Origin of the sequence: Streptomyces sp. NPDC093598 (genome assembly GCF_044764825.1) — a bacterium.
Classification (GTDB): Bacteria; Actinomycetota; Actinomycetes; order Streptomycetales; family Streptomycetaceae; genus Streptomyces.
The window spans coordinates 1,228,385-1,244,074 of the sequence record NZ_JBIWIV010000002.1 but is presented as its reverse complement, the minus strand read 5'-3'; the positions used below and the strand labels follow the sequence as shown (position 1 = coordinate 1,244,074).

15 protein-coding genes are annotated in these 15,690 nt (G+C 71.3%); 8 read left to right on the top strand and 7 right to left on the bottom strand.

The features are described from left to right. Positions 1 to 73 precede the first annotated feature (73 nt). On the top strand, positions 74 to 712 hold the full coding sequence (locus ACIRDU_RS11675; protein WP_403577239.1) for a nucleoside/nucleotide kinase family protein: 639 nt from the start codon (positions 74 to 76) through the stop codon (positions 710 to 712). 7 nt (positions 713 to 719) lie between these two features. After that, on the top strand, positions 720 to 1,229 hold the full coding sequence (locus ACIRDU_RS11670) for a GNAT family N-acetyltransferase (RefSeq protein ID WP_403577237.1): 510 nt from the start codon (positions 720 to 722) through the stop codon (positions 1,227 to 1,229). A gap of 7 nt (positions 1,230 to 1,236) precedes the next feature. On the opposite strand, the gene ACIRDU_RS11665 is transcribed toward ACIRDU_RS11670, so the two are convergent. The 5 genes from ACIRDU_RS11665 to ACIRDU_RS11645 all read right to left on the bottom strand — a co-directional run bounded on the left by ACIRDU_RS11665 (position 1,237) and on the right by ACIRDU_RS11645 (position 7,743). Next, positions 1,237 to 3,069, bottom strand: coding sequence for a hypothetical protein (locus tag ACIRDU_RS11665; protein WP_403577234.1), 1,833 nt, complete (start codon positions 3,067 to 3,069; stop codon positions 1,237 to 1,239). A gap of 7 nt (positions 3,070 to 3,076) precedes the next feature. Next, positions 3,077 to 3,979, bottom strand: a complete 903-nt coding sequence (locus tag ACIRDU_RS11660; RefSeq protein WP_403577231.1) for a carbohydrate ABC transporter permease — start codon at positions 3,977 to 3,979, stop codon at positions 3,077 to 3,079. Further along, positions 3,976 to 4,887 carry a carbohydrate ABC transporter permease gene (locus ACIRDU_RS11655; protein ID WP_403577228.1) on the bottom strand — a complete coding sequence of 304 codons (912 nt, stop codon included), beginning with the start codon at positions 4,885 to 4,887 and terminating at the stop codon, positions 3,976 to 3,978. The genes ACIRDU_RS11660 and ACIRDU_RS11655 overlap by 4 nt, the downstream gene beginning before the upstream one ends. 125 nt (positions 4,888 to 5,012) lie before the next feature. After that, complete coding sequence (locus ACIRDU_RS11650; RefSeq protein WP_403577225.1) at positions 5,013 to 6,335, bottom strand: extracellular solute-binding protein; 1,323 nt, start codon at positions 6,333 to 6,335, stop codon at positions 5,013 to 5,015. A gap of 274 nt (positions 6,336 to 6,609) precedes the next feature. After that, positions 6,610 to 7,743: an ROK family protein gene (locus tag ACIRDU_RS11645; protein WP_403577222.1), complete on the bottom strand. Its 1,134-nt coding sequence runs from the start codon at positions 7,741 to 7,743 to the stop codon at positions 6,610 to 6,612. Between the two features lie 263 nt (positions 7,744 to 8,006). On the opposite strand from ACIRDU_RS11645, the gene ACIRDU_RS11640 reads away from it, so the two are divergent. The 3 genes from ACIRDU_RS11640 (at position 8,007) to ACIRDU_RS11630 (ending at position 12,664) form a co-directional block, all read left to right on the top strand. Continuing rightward, positions 8,007 to 8,906, top strand: a complete 900-nt coding sequence (locus ACIRDU_RS11640; RefSeq protein WP_403577220.1) for a BadF/BadG/BcrA/BcrD ATPase family protein — start codon at positions 8,007 to 8,009, stop codon at positions 8,904 to 8,906. Positions 8,907 to 9,046: 140 nt separating this feature from the next. After that, positions 9,047 to 10,960: a phosphatase PAP2 family protein gene (locus ACIRDU_RS11635; RefSeq protein WP_403577217.1), complete on the top strand. Its 1,914-nt coding sequence runs from the start codon at positions 9,047 to 9,049 to the stop codon at positions 10,958 to 10,960. A 36-nt stretch (positions 10,961 to 10,996) separates the two neighbouring features. After that, on the top strand, positions 10,997 to 12,664 hold the full coding sequence (locus ACIRDU_RS11630; protein WP_403577214.1) for a phospholipid carrier-dependent glycosyltransferase: 1,668 nt from the start codon (positions 10,997 to 10,999) through the stop codon (positions 12,662 to 12,664). Between the two features lie 20 nt (positions 12,665 to 12,684). Here the strand turns inward: ACIRDU_RS11630 and ACIRDU_RS11625 are convergent, their stop codons facing one another. Beyond that, complete coding sequence (locus tag ACIRDU_RS11625) at positions 12,685 to 13,086, bottom strand: DUF3662 domain-containing protein (protein ID WP_403577211.1); 402 nt, start codon at positions 13,084 to 13,086, stop codon at positions 12,685 to 12,687. Between the two features lie 57 nt (positions 13,087 to 13,143). Further along, a complete protein-coding gene (locus ACIRDU_RS11620; RefSeq protein WP_403577209.1) occupies positions 13,144 to 13,305 on the bottom strand; it encodes a hypothetical protein in 162 nt (53 codons plus the stop codon). Positions 13,306 to 13,460: 155 nt separating this feature from the next. Here ACIRDU_RS11620 and ACIRDU_RS11615 point away from each other — a divergent pair, with 155 nt between their 5' ends. The 3 genes from ACIRDU_RS11615 (at position 13,461) to ACIRDU_RS11605 (ending at position 15,631) form a co-directional block, all read left to right on the top strand. Next, positions 13,461 to 14,378, top strand: a complete 918-nt coding sequence (locus ACIRDU_RS11615; RefSeq protein WP_403577207.1) for a MurR/RpiR family transcriptional regulator — start codon at positions 13,461 to 13,463, stop codon at positions 14,376 to 14,378. 260 nt (positions 14,379 to 14,638) lie between these two features. Next, positions 14,639 to 15,019 (top strand): hypothetical protein, encoded by a 381-nt coding sequence (locus ACIRDU_RS11610; RefSeq protein WP_031133768.1) that lies wholly within the window; start codon positions 14,639 to 14,641, stop codon positions 15,017 to 15,019. A 132-nt stretch (positions 15,020 to 15,151) separates the two neighbouring features. Then, a complete protein-coding gene (locus ACIRDU_RS11605; RefSeq protein WP_403577205.1) occupies positions 15,152 to 15,631 on the top strand; it encodes an antibiotic biosynthesis monooxygenase in 480 nt (159 codons plus the stop codon). The last annotated feature ends 59 nt before the right edge of the window (positions 15,632 to 15,690 follow it).

The following is a 15,690-nucleotide window of genomic DNA, read 5'->3' as shown; positions in this document are numbered from 1 at the left end:
CCACACGCCGGGGGGCGCGAGGGGGTGCCGGGCTCCCGGCGCCCCAGCCCTGACCGGGTGACAGACTCTTCCTGTGCCGCTCACCTTCGACGACCTCGTCCACCGTGCCCGGGCCCTCCCCCAGGGCGGCCGGCGCGCGATCCTCGGCATCACGGGCAGTCCCGGCGCGGGCAAGTCGACGCTCGCCGAGTACCTGGTGCGGGAGTTGAACGGCACCGGTGACCCGTGGGTCGCGCACGTCCCCATGGACGGCTTCCACCTCGCCGACGCCGAACTGGAGCGCCTCGGCCGCCGGGACCGCAAGGGCGCGCCCGACACGTTCGACGCGGCCGGGTACGCGGCCCTGCTGCGGCGGCTGCGCGACGAGCCCGGCGACGACGTCGTCTACGCCCCGGGCTTCGAACGCGTCTTGGAGCAGCCGATCGCGGGCGCGATCCCGGTGCCTGTGACGGCTCGTCTGGTCATCACCGAGGGCAACTACCTGCTTTTGGACACCGGCGCCTGGGCTCGCGTCCGCCCCCTCCTCGACGAGGTGTGGTTCTGCGAACTGCCCGAGCCGGAGCGCGTCCGCCGACTGGTCGCCCGGCACGAGCGGTTCGGCAAGACGCACGAGGAGGCGGTGGCCTGGGTGTCCCGCTCGGACGAGCGCAACGCCGAGCTGGTCGAAGCGACCCGGGGGCGGGCGGACCTGGTGGTGCGGGGCGAGGCATGATCGGCCCATGATCAGATCCGCCATCCTGGACGACCTGCCCGAGATCCGGGCGATGATCCGTGAACTCGCCGCCTACGAACGGGCCGAGGAGCAGGCCCGGGCCACCGAGGAGCAGTTGCGCGAGGCGCTGTTCGGGGAGCACCCGGCCGCCTTCGCGCTGATCGCCGAGGACGACGGCACGGGTGAGGTCATGGGCTACGCCCTGTGGTTCCCGCGCTTCTCGACCTGGACGGGCACGCGCGGCATGCACCTGGAGGACCTCTACGTCCGGCCGCAGGCGCGTGGCTCGGGGCACGGCAAGGCCCTCCTCGCGACCCTCGCCGCGACCTGCCGACGCAACGGCTACGACCGCTTCGAGTGGTGGGTCCTGGCCTGGAACACACCGGCGATCGACTTCTACACGTCTCTGGGGGTGGAACTGCTGGACGAGTGGAAGGTGTGCCGGCTCAGCGGCGAGCCCCTGAGGGAACTCGCCGCTCGGGCACCGCGGGTCGTGGACCCGGCCGGCGACGGGTGAGCCGCTCTCAGGCGGACAGCGTCAGTTCCGGTTCCCCGTGCGCGTCGCCCGCGGCCTCGCCGATCACCGCCGTGAACGCCTCGGTGCGGACCTGGAGGGCCGTCCCCGCGCGCTCGAACGCGGGCGTGAACGCGTCGTCGCCCGGGCCGTAGCGGACCGCGAAGACGTGCAGGTCCTCGGGGGCGCCGGGGGCCGGTTCCGCCTCCAGGGCCGTCGATGCGACCAGGTGGTGCCAGCCCTCGTCGGGGTTGCCGTAGCCGCGGGGGTCGGCGGCCAGGGCGAAGGCGGCCTGCTCCTGGGTGACGGGCGTGCGGGCGTCGAAGTGGTGCGGGTCGTCCGGGGCCGGGTGGGTCAGGCGCAGGTCGCCCGCCGATGTCACCCGGGGTTCGGCGGTCCTGCGGACCCGGTCGCCGTCGTCGGCCGCGTACGGCAGGCCGGCCAGCAGGTACGGCGTGCCCGGGAGGCGTTCCACCGCGACCGTCGTCCACAGGGTCGTGCCGTCGGTGACGTACAGGGACTGCACATGGCGCAGGACGTGGTCGCGGCCGACCACCGGTTTGGTGACCAGCTTCGCCCTCAGGCCCTCCGCCACCACGTCACGTACGCGGACCTCGCCCATCGGGCGGCACAGCAGGAAGCCGTCGGTGACCGGCCCGAAGCCGTGCTGGCGGTTGACGGCGGCGGGCAGGTAGTACGTGCCCGCCGCCTCGACGAGGGACGGGGTCATGCGGGTGTCGAAGGCCACCGACACCGTGCCCGCGCGGAGCTGGTGGCGGGCCGGCGCCGTCGACGGGGTGCGGTGCCAGCGCGTGGTGTCCTGGATCTGCCAGACCAGCATCCACGCGAAATGGCCGTCCACCCCGCCGTCCGCCTTGCACGCATGCCGGGACCAACGACTGTCGCCCCGGTAACGGCCCAGGTCGGAGCAGATACGGGCGCCGAAGTAGCGCAGCCCCAGCACCGATTCGAAGGCGGAGTGCTGCTCGCTGTAGCGGGGGCCGCCGTTGTCGAAGCCACCGCCCGTGAGGCGGGCGTCGAGGTAGCGGGCGAGCGCGTCGCCGTCCTCGGCGAAGACCTCCTCGCCGCTGACCCGGTGGGCCTGGGCGAGGAAGGACAGGGAGATCGGACCGTAGTTGTTGTCGTAGGCGCCGCCGTGCTCGGGGGGCAGGAGGGCGCCGCGATCGGCGACCCGGCGGGCGCGGATCTCGTCCTCGTACAGCCGCAGGGCCTCGCGCCGCACCGTGTCGCCCTCGGCGGGCGGGAGGTGCCGGGCCAGCATCAGGCCGCCGACGACGCAGCCGATCGCCTGGTTGCCGGCCTCCTGCGGGTTGAAGAACGTCACCTCCGTCAGCCACCGCCAGTAGCCTTGCGCCACCGTCAGGAGTTCGGAGCGCTGTTCGTCGTCGACGAGGCCGTCCGCCGCGTCCAGGACGTTGACCGCCTGGAGCAGGGCCCACACCGTGCTCGGCCAGTCGCCTATGGGATGGGCACCGGCCGCCAGGGTGTACCGGGCGTACGGCAGCCCGGAGTCGCGCACCCGGAGGTTGGGGTAGCCGGGATTGTCCTCGTTGTACACCCGCTCGCGCAGGTGGAAGGCGAGGCTGCGGCGTACCGCGTCGGGCAGCCGGGGGTCCTTGCCCCGCTGCCAGGCGAGGGCCAGCAGCGAGGTGATGCCGAGGGACGTGTCGCCGATGTCGTCGACGCAATCGGGGTGTTCGAGGTTGCCCTGAGGCGTCATCCGCGCCAGGGCCTGCTCGGTGACGTCGGCGAGGACGGCGTCGTACGCCTCCGGGGTGTCCGGGAGGTCGTGCAACGGGCCGCGCTGGTGGGGGAGATGCACGGGTGGGTCAGTCCTTCAGTCCGGCGTTGATGTCGGCGTTCATGACGTAACGCTGGAAGACCAGGAAGACGACGATCAGAGGGATCATGGAGATGACCGATCCGCCGAGCACCACCGACCAGTTGATGTTCTGCGCCCCGACGAGGCTCTGGATGCCGATCTGCACGGTGAACTTCTCGGGGTCGTTGAGCATCAGCAGCGGCCAGATGTAGTCGTTCCACCGCCACTGGAACGACAGAATGGCGAGCGTCAGCATGATGGGCCGGGAGATCGGCACCATGATCCGCAGGAAGATCGACAGTTCGCGGGCGCCGTCGATGCGGGCGGCCTCGATGAGCTCGTCGGGGACCGTCAGGAAGAACTGGCGGAACATGAAGCACCCGGTCGCGGTGAGCACGGCCGGGAGGATGATGCCGGCGAGCGAGTTGAACAGGCCGAGGTCGCGGACCACCAGGAACTGCGGGGCGAGCATGACCTCGGAGGGCAGCATCGTGGTGGCCAGAATGCCCACGAAGAAAACCTTGAGCCACTTGTTGTCGTACTTGGCCAGCGCGTACCCGGTGCAGCAGCTGACTCCCACCGTGAGGATCGTCGCGATCACACACACGATGGTCGTGTTGATGAAGTACCCGGAGAAGTTGGCGCTGTCCCACGCCGTCTTGTAACCCGACAGGGTGGGGTCGTGCGGAAGCAGCGTCAGCGGAAGGGAGAACAGGTCTCCCGCCGGCTTGAAGGAGCTGAGGACGAACCACAGCACCGGCAGCCCGTAGAGGGCCGCCAGGACCCACAGCAGTGTCGTCGCGGGCACCGCGCGCCGAAGCCCGACGCCGGCGGCGCCGCGGGGCCGCTTCTTGGAAACAGCCCGTCCGGGCTCGGAGCCGACCGGGCGTGGCATGTCTGTGGTTGTCATCGGTTCTCCACCCGCCGGTTGACGACCAGCTGGATGATCGCGACGGCCATCAGGATGAGCATGAGCACGAACGACGCGGCGCTCGCGTAGCCGATCTGGCCCGATTTGAAGCCGGTCTGGTAGATGTACTGGACAAGCAGGTTGTTCGACGTTCCGGGTCCGCCGTTGTTGAGGGAGGCGAACAGCGGATATTCCTTCATCGCGTGGATCGTGTTGAGCAGGATGACGATGAAGGAGGTGGGCGCGATGCTCGGCAGCGTGATGCTGACGAACTGGCGCCAGGGGCCGGCGCCGTCGAGCGATGCCGCCTCGTAGTACGACGCCGGTACGTTCTTGATCGCCGCGATGAACAGCAGCATCGAGAAGCCCGTCCAGGCCCAGGATGCCGCCACGACCACCACGATCAGCGACAGGTCCGCGTTCGACTGCCACGGAACGGCACTTCCGCCGAGCTTCTCGATGACGTAGTTGACCAGTCCGAAGTTCTCACCGAACAGCCACCGCCACAGGACACCCACGACGATGGGCGACAGAAGCCACGGGATGAAGAAGAAGACGCGGGCGACCGACACGCCCTTGGCGTGCTTGCTCACCAGCACGTTTGCGATGAGCAGCGAGAACACGAAGTTCAGCGGAACGAAGAGCACGGTGTACAGCAGCGTCCGGGTCAGCGCGTCGAAGAAGACGGAGTCCCCGAACAGGTGCTGGTAGTTGTCCAGTCCGACGAACTGGAACGCCCCGACGCCCGTGTAGTTCGTGAAGGAGTAGACGAGCCCGATCACCGCCGGCCAGAGGAAGAACAGCGCGAAGAGCACGACGTTGGCCGCGATGAGGACGAGCGGCGCAAGGGTGTACTTACTGCGTCTCCTGGGCGGGCTCGCGGACACGTCCGGGGCGCGTTTGGTCATCTTCCTGACTCCGTGCTGGTGGAATGGGTTCCTGTGGGCTCAGGCCATGAGCCCGGCATCGCGTGGGTCCCGAGGCCGGGCGGCGGTGTGTCTTGACCCCGCCGCCCGGGCCTGTCGGCCTGCGCTCAGCCGCCGACCTGCTGGTTGTAGCCGGCCACGATGTTGTCCAGCGCCTTGTCGACCGACTGCTGGCCGTTGATCGCCTTGCCGAGCTCCGTCTTGGTCGGGTCCTCGGTGAGGCTCTTGCCCTTCAGCACCCAGTTCGTCTGCGCGGTGTTGAAGTAGCCGGAGATCGGGGCGTACAGCGGAATCGACTCGTTGTACAGCTTGAACGCCGCCTGCGCCGCCTCCGACTTGAAGGGGTACTTCGGGTTCAGACCGCTCTCGACGGGCAGGAACCCGGACGCCTCGCACAGCGCCTGGTAGTGGGCCGGCTCGTACAGCCAGGTCAGGAACTTCGTCGCGGCGGCGGCCGCGTCGCCGTTGTTGTTGAAGCCCACCGTCATGCCGCCGCTGTTGACGTCACTGGCCTGCACCGGCTCGGCGGGGGTCGGGACGCTCGCCCAGTCGAACTTCTTGATGCTCTCCGCGAAGGCGGGAACCTGCCACACGCCGGACCAGTAGGCGACCACGTCACCGCTCTGGAACATGGCCGACGGGTCGGCGCCGCTGGTCCACACCGACTTCGGCATGGTCTTGTCGTCGTTCATCTCGACGAAGCGCTTCACGGCCTTCTTGGTCGCGGCGTCGACCGAGAACTTGCCGGAGGAGTCGGCGTGGACGTACTTCCCGCCGAGCTCGTACACCATGGCGCGGAGCCGGGAGGGCGACTGGTCGAACGTGAGGGAGTACTTGGCGCCGGTCTTCTCCCGGACCTTGTCCGCCGCCTTGATGAATTCGGTCCAGGTCCAGGTCTTCTGGGGCGAGGCCGGGAAGGAGACGCCGGCCTTCTCGAACAGCGACTTGTTGATGAACAGGCCGGACGCGGTGACGTCCGAGGGGATGGACAGCACCTTCCCCGACGAGTCCTTGGCGACGAAGTTGCCGTTGATCTTGTTGCTCTTCTTGTTGGCGATGGAGCTGAGGTCGATCAGCTTGTTCGCCCAGATCGGGTCCAGCTTCGGCACCGCCGCCACGTCGGGCAGGGAGTTCGCCTGCGCGGCGTTGCGCAGCTTCGCGTCGTAGCCGTCGTAGGGAATGTTGACGAGCTTGACCGCGACGCCGGTTTCCTTCTTGTACTGCGCCACCATCTTCTTCCAGCCCGCGTCCTGCCCGGGAACCGTGGAGATCCAGAACGTCAGCGACTTGGAGGTCCCGCCCGAGCCGGAGTCCGACCCGCAGGCGGAGAGCAGAAGAGCACCTGCCGTGGCCACGGCAGCGAGGGGAACAACGCGGCGTATGCCACCGCGGCCGAGCCGGCGGGAGCGCCGCACACCCAGACTGGTCATCTTCAATCCCTTTTCCTCGTAGCGGAAGAAGCACGGCGCCAGCCGAGGCGGCACGGGTGCATTTTGCAGGAGATTCCGCTTTCCGGGGGCACGGCCTCGCCCGGCCGCGTCGCCTTGACGGGTGGGGTCCCCGGCCATGACGGCCGGCGTCGCACAAGCACGCCCTCGTGCGGCTGCCGTACTTCGCGTACGGGCGGGAGGCTCACCCGGAGTCGGCGTCCCGGCCGACTCAGAAAGCGCTTGTCCGGACATTGGCAGATCGAGTCGGAAGCCGTCAATCCTTCGTCCCCGCGGACTCGGTCACGGTTTGGACTCCTCGGGAGACCGCGAGCCGGGCGGCACCCACGACGGTGCCGAGATCGCCGACCGTGCTGCTGACGACTTCGGTGGGCCAGCTCAGCCGGGCGAGCTCGGCCCGGACACCGTGCAGGAGCTGGGGGTACGCGCCGGTGCTGCCCCCCAGCACGACCAGCCCCGGGTCCAGTACCGCGGTCACGGCGGCGGCCAGCCGGCCCACGTCCACGGCATGGCGGTCGACGGCGGCGCGGGCGGCGGCACGGCCCTGTCCGGCGAGGGCGAAGAGCTGCTCGACGGTGCCGGGGCACGGCCCGTCGGCGTCCGGCCAGGCCTCGGCCACGCGCCGCAGCAGGGAGCGTGCGCCGATGTACTCCTCCAGGGCCTCGTGGCGGGGTTCGCGGCCGTCGTCCCACGGGTAGGGCAGCCGGGCCAGCTCACCGGCGGCGCCGTTCGCTCCGCGCAGCACCTGGCCGCCGACGACGATGCCGAGGCCGATACCGACGCCGATGCGCAGGTAGCCGAAGGTGTTCCGGCCCCGGGCGGCACCTTCGTGCAGCTCGGCGAGGGCGGCACAGTTGACGTTGTTCTCGAGGTGGACGGGGACGCCCGGCGGCAGCGCGACGGCCACGGCGTCGAAGACGGGACCGGCCTTGGCGGTCGCCGGACGCATACCGGCGCCCTCCTTGTGCGGCGCCGTGACGTCACCGACGGCGACCACGATGGTCCGCAGCGGGGCGTCGGCAGGCAGCGCGTCGAGCGCCTCGCGCACGACGTCGGCGGCGCCCGCCCGGGAGCCGGTGGCCTCGGCGAGCAGCGTGCCGTCCAGGGCGCAGCCGCGGACCCGGGTGAGGGCGGGGCCGAGGTCGACGGCGAGCACGGCCCCTGCGGCCGGCCCGAGACGGTAGACGGCGGCGTTGCGTCCCGTGCCGCTGGAGGCCGTACCGGAGTGGGCGGCGAGCCGGACGCCCTCCAGTTCCGCGACGGCGGAGGACACGGTCGGCTTGGACAGGCCCGCGAGGCTCGCGAGCTGCGGCCGGGTCGCCCGGCCGGCCCCGGCCAGCACGGCGAACACCGCACCCGCGCTCTCGGTCAGGCGGGGGGCTCTTGCCACGTCAGGTTCCAACAGTTCCCCCACACGGGTGACGGGCCGCGCTCTGGGGTCGATCGTCTCGGATCGTCTTCACGGGACGCGGCGAAGGGAATTCCTCTTGACGCACTCTACTTCGTTAGTTAACTTCCTAACGAATGTCACGGTACTCGCCTGCCGTGCTCCGCCAGAAGCCCGTCCCGGGGCTTCCCTAGTCGTTCAACTGCCCGTCCCGCAGGCACGGTTCGCCCGCCGTCGCAGCTCAGCGCAACGACGAAAGAGGTTCCGTGCAGGACTTCGCGCCCCTCGTGGTCGGTATCGACGTGGGCGGCACCAAGACGCATCTCCGCGCGCTCGCGGGCGACGCCCCCGTGGCCGACCACGTCCGTGCGAGCGGCGGCTGGCGGCCGCACGACCCGGCGGCCGCCGCCCGGTGGCTGGCCGCGCTGATCGCCGACGTGCTTCCGGCGGGCGCACGCCCGTCCGCCGTGGCCGTCGGCGGGCACGCCTGCGAGACCCCCCGCCAGTGCGCGCGGATACGCGCCGCGCTCCGACGGTGCTTCGACGCGCCGGCACTGGTCGTGGGCGACGCGCAGCTCCTCGTCCCCGCAGCCGGACTGGACAAGGGTGTCGGCCTGGTGGCCGGCACCGGTTCGGTGGCGGTGGGGCGGCTGCCCGACGGCACCGCCGTCCAGGTGGGCGGCTGGGGCGCGGTCCTCGGCGACGAGGGCGGCGCCGCCGGTCTCGTCCGGGAGGCGGCACGGGCCGTGTGGGCCGCCCACGACCGCGGGGAGCGGCCCGACGCGCTCGCGCTCGGGCTCATCGCGGCGCTGGATGTGCCCGAAGTACCCGCGCTCGGCGCGGCCTTGGAGAGGGCCACGGATGTCTCCGCCGAGTGGGGCCGGCACGCTCCCGTCGTCTTCGCGGCAGCCGCCGACGGCTCCGCGCTCGCCCGGACCGTGATCGACGAGGCGGGCGGGGCGCTCGCCGCGCTGGTCACCCGGCTCGCCGCCCGAGGGGTCGCGGTCGACGACGTGGTCGTGGCGGGCGGCACGGTGCTGTCCCAGCCCGAGCTGTACGACGCCTTCACCGTCGCCCTGGCCGAAGCGGTGCCCACGGCCCGCGCCAGGCCCCTGCGAGTGCCACCGGTCGAGGGCGCGGTGGCGCTGGCGCGGTCGCTCCTGTGAGCCGGGGCCGCGCATTCACCCGCGGGACACGTCCCGGCCGCGGAACCCTCGTCGACGGGACACCACGCGGCCTTCGAATCAGGCACGATCGCACGACCTCACCCGGCCGCACGGCCGCAGAACTGAAGAGAGGCACACCCATGCCGTCATCCGCCGGGCACCACTCCCCCACCCTGAACCGGAGGGGTTTCCTCAGAACCTCCCTGGGCGGCTCGGCCGCGCTGGTCGCCGCCCCGGCCTTCGTCGGGTGGCTCGGCGCCGCGGACGCGAAGGCCGCCACGGGCTTCGCCGCGTTCGTCGACGACTACAAGTCGAACGTCGTCACGAACCTGACCCCGGAGACCAACGCCGTCGTCCGGATCCTGGGCGGCATGTCGCAGGTGTGGAAGACCGGCGACGCCTGGAACACCGGCCGTGTCCTGGACCGCGAGGTGCTGCGCGCCAACATGCGCTACTGCGCCCGTATCACGCGGGCACGCACCGAGGCGCAGGCGAAGGAGGCCTTCCTCTACGACCGCCGGCACCAGAGCTACGCCATGATCGCCGGTCTCGGCCCGCTCGCCGGGCTGTACAAGGCGGGCGCCAAGGCCGTCACCTCGATCACGGTCGCCCCGGACGGCACGCCCCCCGGGAAGATCAACGACACCCTGCCCGCCGACGCCCCGGCCGGGTCCGCGCTCGGGGCGGGCTCGTACGACTCGGACCTCGGCCGGGTGGCCAAGCTGGTCGACACCGTGCGCGGGCCGTTCGCCTCGGGCAACCCGGGCAAGTTCGCCTTCCAGTACCCGCGCCCGTGGCGGATGAACGAGGACAGCGAGGTCGTCGACACCGGGGAGAAGGACGCCCTCGGCTACCCGGTGTACGACTCGGACGTGGTCGTCGCCCCGCAGCTGCTGCGCCAGCGCTCCGAGAACGCGGCGGAGGACGGCGGTTTCCCCAGCGGTCACACCAACGCCTTCCATCTGGCCGGTCTGGCCTTGGCGTACGCGGTGCCCGAGCGGTTCCAGGAGCTGGTGACGCGGGCGTTCGAGCTCAGCCACACCCGGATCATGTCGGGCATGCACTCCCCCGTCGACGTCATCGGCGGCCGGATCATGGCCACCGCCCTGACCGCCGCGACGCTGGCCGACCCGGCGAACGCGGAGCTCAAGGCCGCGGCCCGCGCCCAGGCCCTCGCCTACTTCACGCAGCGCACCGGCACGACGGCGGACACGCTGTACGACTACGCCCACCCGGGCGCCGGGGACGCCTACGCCGACCGCGAGGCCAACGCCCGTGCGGTCGGGCACCGGTTGACGTACGTCCTGCCGCGCCGCGGCCGCAAGGAGCCGCTCACCGTGCCGAAGGGCGCGGAGGTGCTGCTGGAGACGCGGCTGCCGTACCTGACCGCGGACCAGCGGCGCGAGGTGCTGCGGACGACCGCGCTGCCCTCCGGGTACGTGCTGCTGGACGGCTTCGAGCAGTGGGGCCGGCTGAACCTGTTCGCCGCGGCGGACGGTTACGGCGCCTTCGACCGGGACGTCACCGTGACGCTCGACGCGACGGCCGGTGGCTTCCACGCGGCCGACAGCTGGCGCAACGACATCGAGGGTGACGGCGGGCTGACCAAGCGGGGCTCGGGCACGCTCACCCTGACGGGCCACAACCGCTACCACGGCGGGACCGTGCTGGAGGCCGGCACGCTGGTGGCCGCGTCGCCTGGCGCCCTGGGCGAGGGCGACGTCCGGGTCACGGGCGGCACGCTGCGCGCGGACAAGGTGCTGCGGGTGCGCGGCTCGTACGTCCAGGAGGGCGAGTCGACGCTGGAGCTGGAGCTGCGCCGGAACCACGGGCCGGCCCTCGCGGTGCGCCGTCGGGTTCTGCTGGGCCGGGGCAGTGTGCTGTCGCTGCGGCTCGACGCCGAGCGGCCGCCGGTCGCGGGGACGACCGTTCCGGTCCTGTCCGCTCCGCAGCTGCGCGGCCGGTTCGACCGTGTCGAGCTGGACTCGAAGACGCTGCGGGCCGTGCCCGTCCACACGGCTGACGGACTGTCGGTGCGACTCGTGAGGCGGTAGCGCTTTCCACGGCGGGGGCTGATGCAGAGTGGGTCCATGAGGGACCTGTGGATCGCTCCCGCCGTTCCGCGGCCCGTGTCGCTCTCGCCTCCGGCACCGGCCGACGCCGCACGCCGGACCGGCAGACGGTGGCCGGTGCCGCTCCTCGTGGCCGTGCTGCTCGCCCAGATGGCCTTCGCGATGGTCACGACCGCCGTGCGGCAGACCCCGACGATCGACGAACCGGTGTACGTGGGCGCGGCCGCGCAGTACGTGCACGAGCACCGGCTGCGGCACAACCCCGAGCATCCGCCGCTCGGCAAGCTGGTCATCGGGGCGGGGGTCGCCCTCGCCGACCCGCACATGGACCCCGCTTTCTCCGGGGACCAGGGGCAGTCGGGCCGGCATCTGCTGTACGAGTCGGGCAACGATCCCTGGCGGCTGATGCTGTGGGCCCGCCTTCCGGTGATCGCTCTGACCCTGTCGTTCGGGCTGGTGGTGTTCGCCTTCGCCCGTGAACTGGCCGGGTCGGCAGCGGGGTTGGCCGCACTGGCGCTGTACTGCTTCTCCCCCGATGTCATCGCCCACGGTTCGCTCGCCACGCTCGACGTACCGGCCGCCGGGTTCGTGCTGACGTCGGCATGGCTGGTGTGGCGGGCGCGCCGCAGCCCGCGGCTGCACGTGCCGCTCGCGGGAGTGGCGCTGGGCGCCGCGCTGGCCACGAAGATGAGCACGTTGCCCGCTGTGCCGGTGCTGATGGTGCTGGCCGGGGCGTCGGTGTGGCGGACGTCCACGGGGGGCCGGCGCCTGCTGCGTGCGGTCGCCGGCGCGGGCATGGCGGCCTCGGCGGCGATCGCGCTGGTGTGGGCCGCGTATCTGATGGTCGACCCGTGGCTGCGCTGGACTCCCGAGCAGCATGTGCCCGTGGTGCACGGGCTGCGGGGGCTGCTGGTGCGGCTCCTGCCCTTCCCTGAGGCGTACCGGGACGGGATGCGGGTGCAGTTCGGGCTGGAGAACCGGCCGTGGCAGGGGTTCTTGTTCGGGCGACTCTACGACGGCTCGCTCTGGTACTACCTGCCGGCCGCGCTGCTGGTGAAGACGCCGCTGGGGATGCTCGCGCTGTGGGCCGGGGGTGTGGTGGCCGTTGCGGTGGTCCGGCGGCTGCGGCCTGTCGCACCGTATGTGCTGGCCGTTCCCCTGGTGCTGCTGGCGGCGGCCATGCAGGGGGCACGTGATTTCGGGACCCGGTACGCCGTGTTCCTGCCGCTGTTCCTCGCGGTGGCGGCGGGCTGCGTGCTCGTGGTGCGGCGGCGGGTGTCCGTGGGGGTGGCCGCACTGGTGGCATGCGCCGCCGTCAGTTCGGTGCGGGCGTACCCCTACTATCTGCCGTACTCCAACGAGGCGTTCGGGGGGCCGGGCAGGACCCGGGAGTGGTTGCACGACTCGAACGTGGACTGGGGGCAGGATCTCGGGCGGCTCGCGGACCGGCTGAGAGAGCGGTATCCGGGCGAGCGGGTCTGGCTCGTGTACAAGGGCAGCGGGGTGCCCTCCTTCTACGGCATCAAGGCCTCGGATCCGCGGCGGGTACCGGTCCGTGAGGTGCGGGGGCTGCTGGTCGTGTCGGATTCCGCGGCCGCGAAGGCCACGGGGCGGCTGGCCGCGCTGATCCGCGGCAGCCGCCCCGTCGATGACGTCGGGCACTCGATCACGGTGTATCGCCGTTGAGGGCCTGAAAGGGCGCGTCGTCAGTGGGTCGCGTAGAAGAACCCGTCCGCGCTCACGTGCCGCATGACCCGGCAGGCCACCCGGTACCGGCCGTTGGGCACGTCGGGGCACCTCGCCACGTGGACCGCCAGCGGGCCGGCGAATTCGTAACCGCGGCGTTCCGCGTGGCGGGACAGGCTGTCGGTGAGCGCCTCGCCCACGTCCGTGCCGGTGCGGGTCAGATGGTCGTGCACGTCGTCGGGCAGTTCCACGTCGTAGGCGTTGGGGACCATGACGCGGCCCTCACGGCACACGACGGCGTTGGCGTCGCACTCGCGTCGCAAGGCGTCGAGGACCTCGACCGGTTCCTTGTCCAGGAGCCGCGCCCACAGCGCGTCCCATCGGTTCTCCAGGGTCTGTTCCAGCGCACTCAGCGCGCCCATGCCGTCTCACCTGCCGGAAGCGTCGTCGGTTCGGTCGGGGGGATGCCGGGGATGGCCCTACCGGTCGTCGTAGTCGTCGGGGCGCACCTCGGCCTCCTCCAAGGCCTCGCGCATCGTGCGGCCGCTCGCGCCCGGCGGCCGCGAGCGGTTCTCGTCCTGGCGTTCCAGCAGCTCGTCGGTGGTCTGCGTCTTCGGCCGGTTCTCCTCGGGGACGGTCATGCAGGTGGCTCCTCTCGGGGTCGTGTGCGGCGGCGGGTTCCCGCCCGGCGTACGGGTAACCCCGTGCGGGGCAGCTCATGCTGTCCGGAGAAACCCTGGTCACCACGGTGCGTGAGCTATGTTGAACGTCCGTGGGAGACGAAGGAGGCGCACCGGTGCCATCGCCGCAGCAGGCACGCGCACAGGCATCCGCGATCACTTCGGGGAAGGGCGCCCCTGAAGCGGAGGTCTCCCCGTCCGCCCAGCTCAGGGCACTCTTCGACCGGCCCAGGCTGTCCCCGGGGCAGCGGCGCATCGCGCAGTACCTGATCGAGCACATCACCGAGGCTGCGTTCCTGTCGATCACGGACCTGGCGGACCGGGTCGGCGTCAGCCAGCCCTCCGTGACGCGGTTCGCCTCGGCGGTCGGCTTCAGCGGTTACCCGTCGCTGCGGGAGAAGCTCCAGTCGATCGCACTGGGCACCCTCGCCGTCGGCCCGGCCGAGGAGATGCGGGGCAACGAACTGCAGGCGGCGGTCGATGCCGAGATCGAGAACCTGGAGAACCTGCGGCGGGACCTCGCCGATCCGAACGTGGTCATCGACGTCGGCCGCAAGCTCTCGTCGTCCGCCCCCCTGACGGTGCTCGGCCTGCGCATCTCCGTCTCGCTGGCGGAGTACTTCGCCTACGCCGCCCGCCGGATCCACCCGGACGTGCGGCTGGTGACGCGGGGCGGCAGCGTCGCCTACGACGCGCTGCTTCAGTCGCGTGAGGCCGGTGGTACGTGGGTGCTGGCGTTCTCCATGCCCCGGCACGCCCAGGAGACCCTGACGGCCGTGCGGGTCGCGCGGGGCGCGGGGCTCAAGGTCGCTCTGATCACCGACCTGGCGCTCGGTCCGCTCGCGGACGAGGCGGACGTCGTCTTCGCCCTCGGTACCGGTTCGCGACTGGTCTTCGACTCCTACGCGGCTCCGGGCGTGATGTGCTCGGCGCTGTTGCAGGCCATGACGGACGCGGATCCGGAGCGGACGCAGGCGCGGCTGGAGGAGTACGAGCAGGTCGCCGACCAGCACCAGTTCTTCCTCAGGGACTGAGCGGCAGGCGGCCGACCCCACATGGGGACCTTCCACAACAAAGCACGCATGAATGTTTTCATGCTTCTTGCAAACCAGATGGCATATATAAATACTGCTCACGGATCGCGACCCGGCTGTTTCCGGATCCGTTCCGCACCCGTGGAGCCGGGTCCTACCCACTCCGGCGTCCCGGGTGTTCGAGGCGGCCCCGGTCATCCCCTAGGCCGGGGCCGCCCCGACCCGTCGTCCACCCACACGACGCCGCACACCCGGAAGCGATGATCATGCCCCTGACGACCACGCGCATCAGCCCGGACTGGCCCTGCCAGGTCAAGACCCCCGGGAGCTACGACTGGGAGCGCTCCGCGGCCAAGTGGCTGCGCGAGCTGGTGCCCACGCGCTACGCCGGATACCCCGTGTTCATCCGCCACCCGGTCCTCCTCGCGCGACATGCCCAGATCCAGGTCCAGAACGAGATCCGGGTCGCCCGCACCGCCCTGCAGACCGCCCGCGCCGACCTGCCCGGCCTCGGCCTGCACGAGGGGGTCATCGAGCACACGATCAAGCTGTACGCGGCCGAGGTCATGCAGCTCCAGCACATCGCGCGCAGCGTCCGGGCGGTCACCCAGGCGCTGGTGGAGGCGAACCGCCAGCCGTGAGCGGGCGGGCATGACCCACGCCGAGCGTGGCACCCGCGGAGGAATGAGCACCACGGACGTCCGGCACGGTGAGCCGGTTACCACGGTCCTGACCTGGCAGGTGCGCCCCGGCCGGGAGCAGCGGTTCGAGGAGTGGGCGCACGGCATCACCCGCTGCGCCGGACACAGTTCCCCGGCAACGAGGGCGTCTCCTGGCTGGCGCCCGAGGACGGCCACCGCTACCACGCGGTGCTGCGCTGGTCCGACCAGCACCGGCTCGCCGCCTGGCTGGAGTCCGAGGAGCGCGCGCACTGGCACCGGCGCATCGAGGACATCGCCACCGAGGTCAGCAGCGAACGCCAGTCGACGACCGGGATGGAGACCTGGTTCAGCCTGCCCGGCACCACCGTGCAGGCTCCGCCCCGGTGGAAGATGGTCCTCACGACCTTCCTCGGCGCCTACCCCTTCACCCTGCTCGTCCAGTGGCTCGTGACGCCCCACACCACCGGCTGGCCGCTGCCCCTGCGGGCCGCCGTCTTCCCGCTGGTGCTGCTGCCGGTGCTGACGTACCTGGTGATGCCACGGCTCAGCCGGCTGCTACGGCTGTGGCTGTATCCGTACGACGGCCACTGACGTCCCCGCGAGGATGACGTGACCGATGGGGCGCCTGGGGCGGTCGAGCAGTCCGTGAG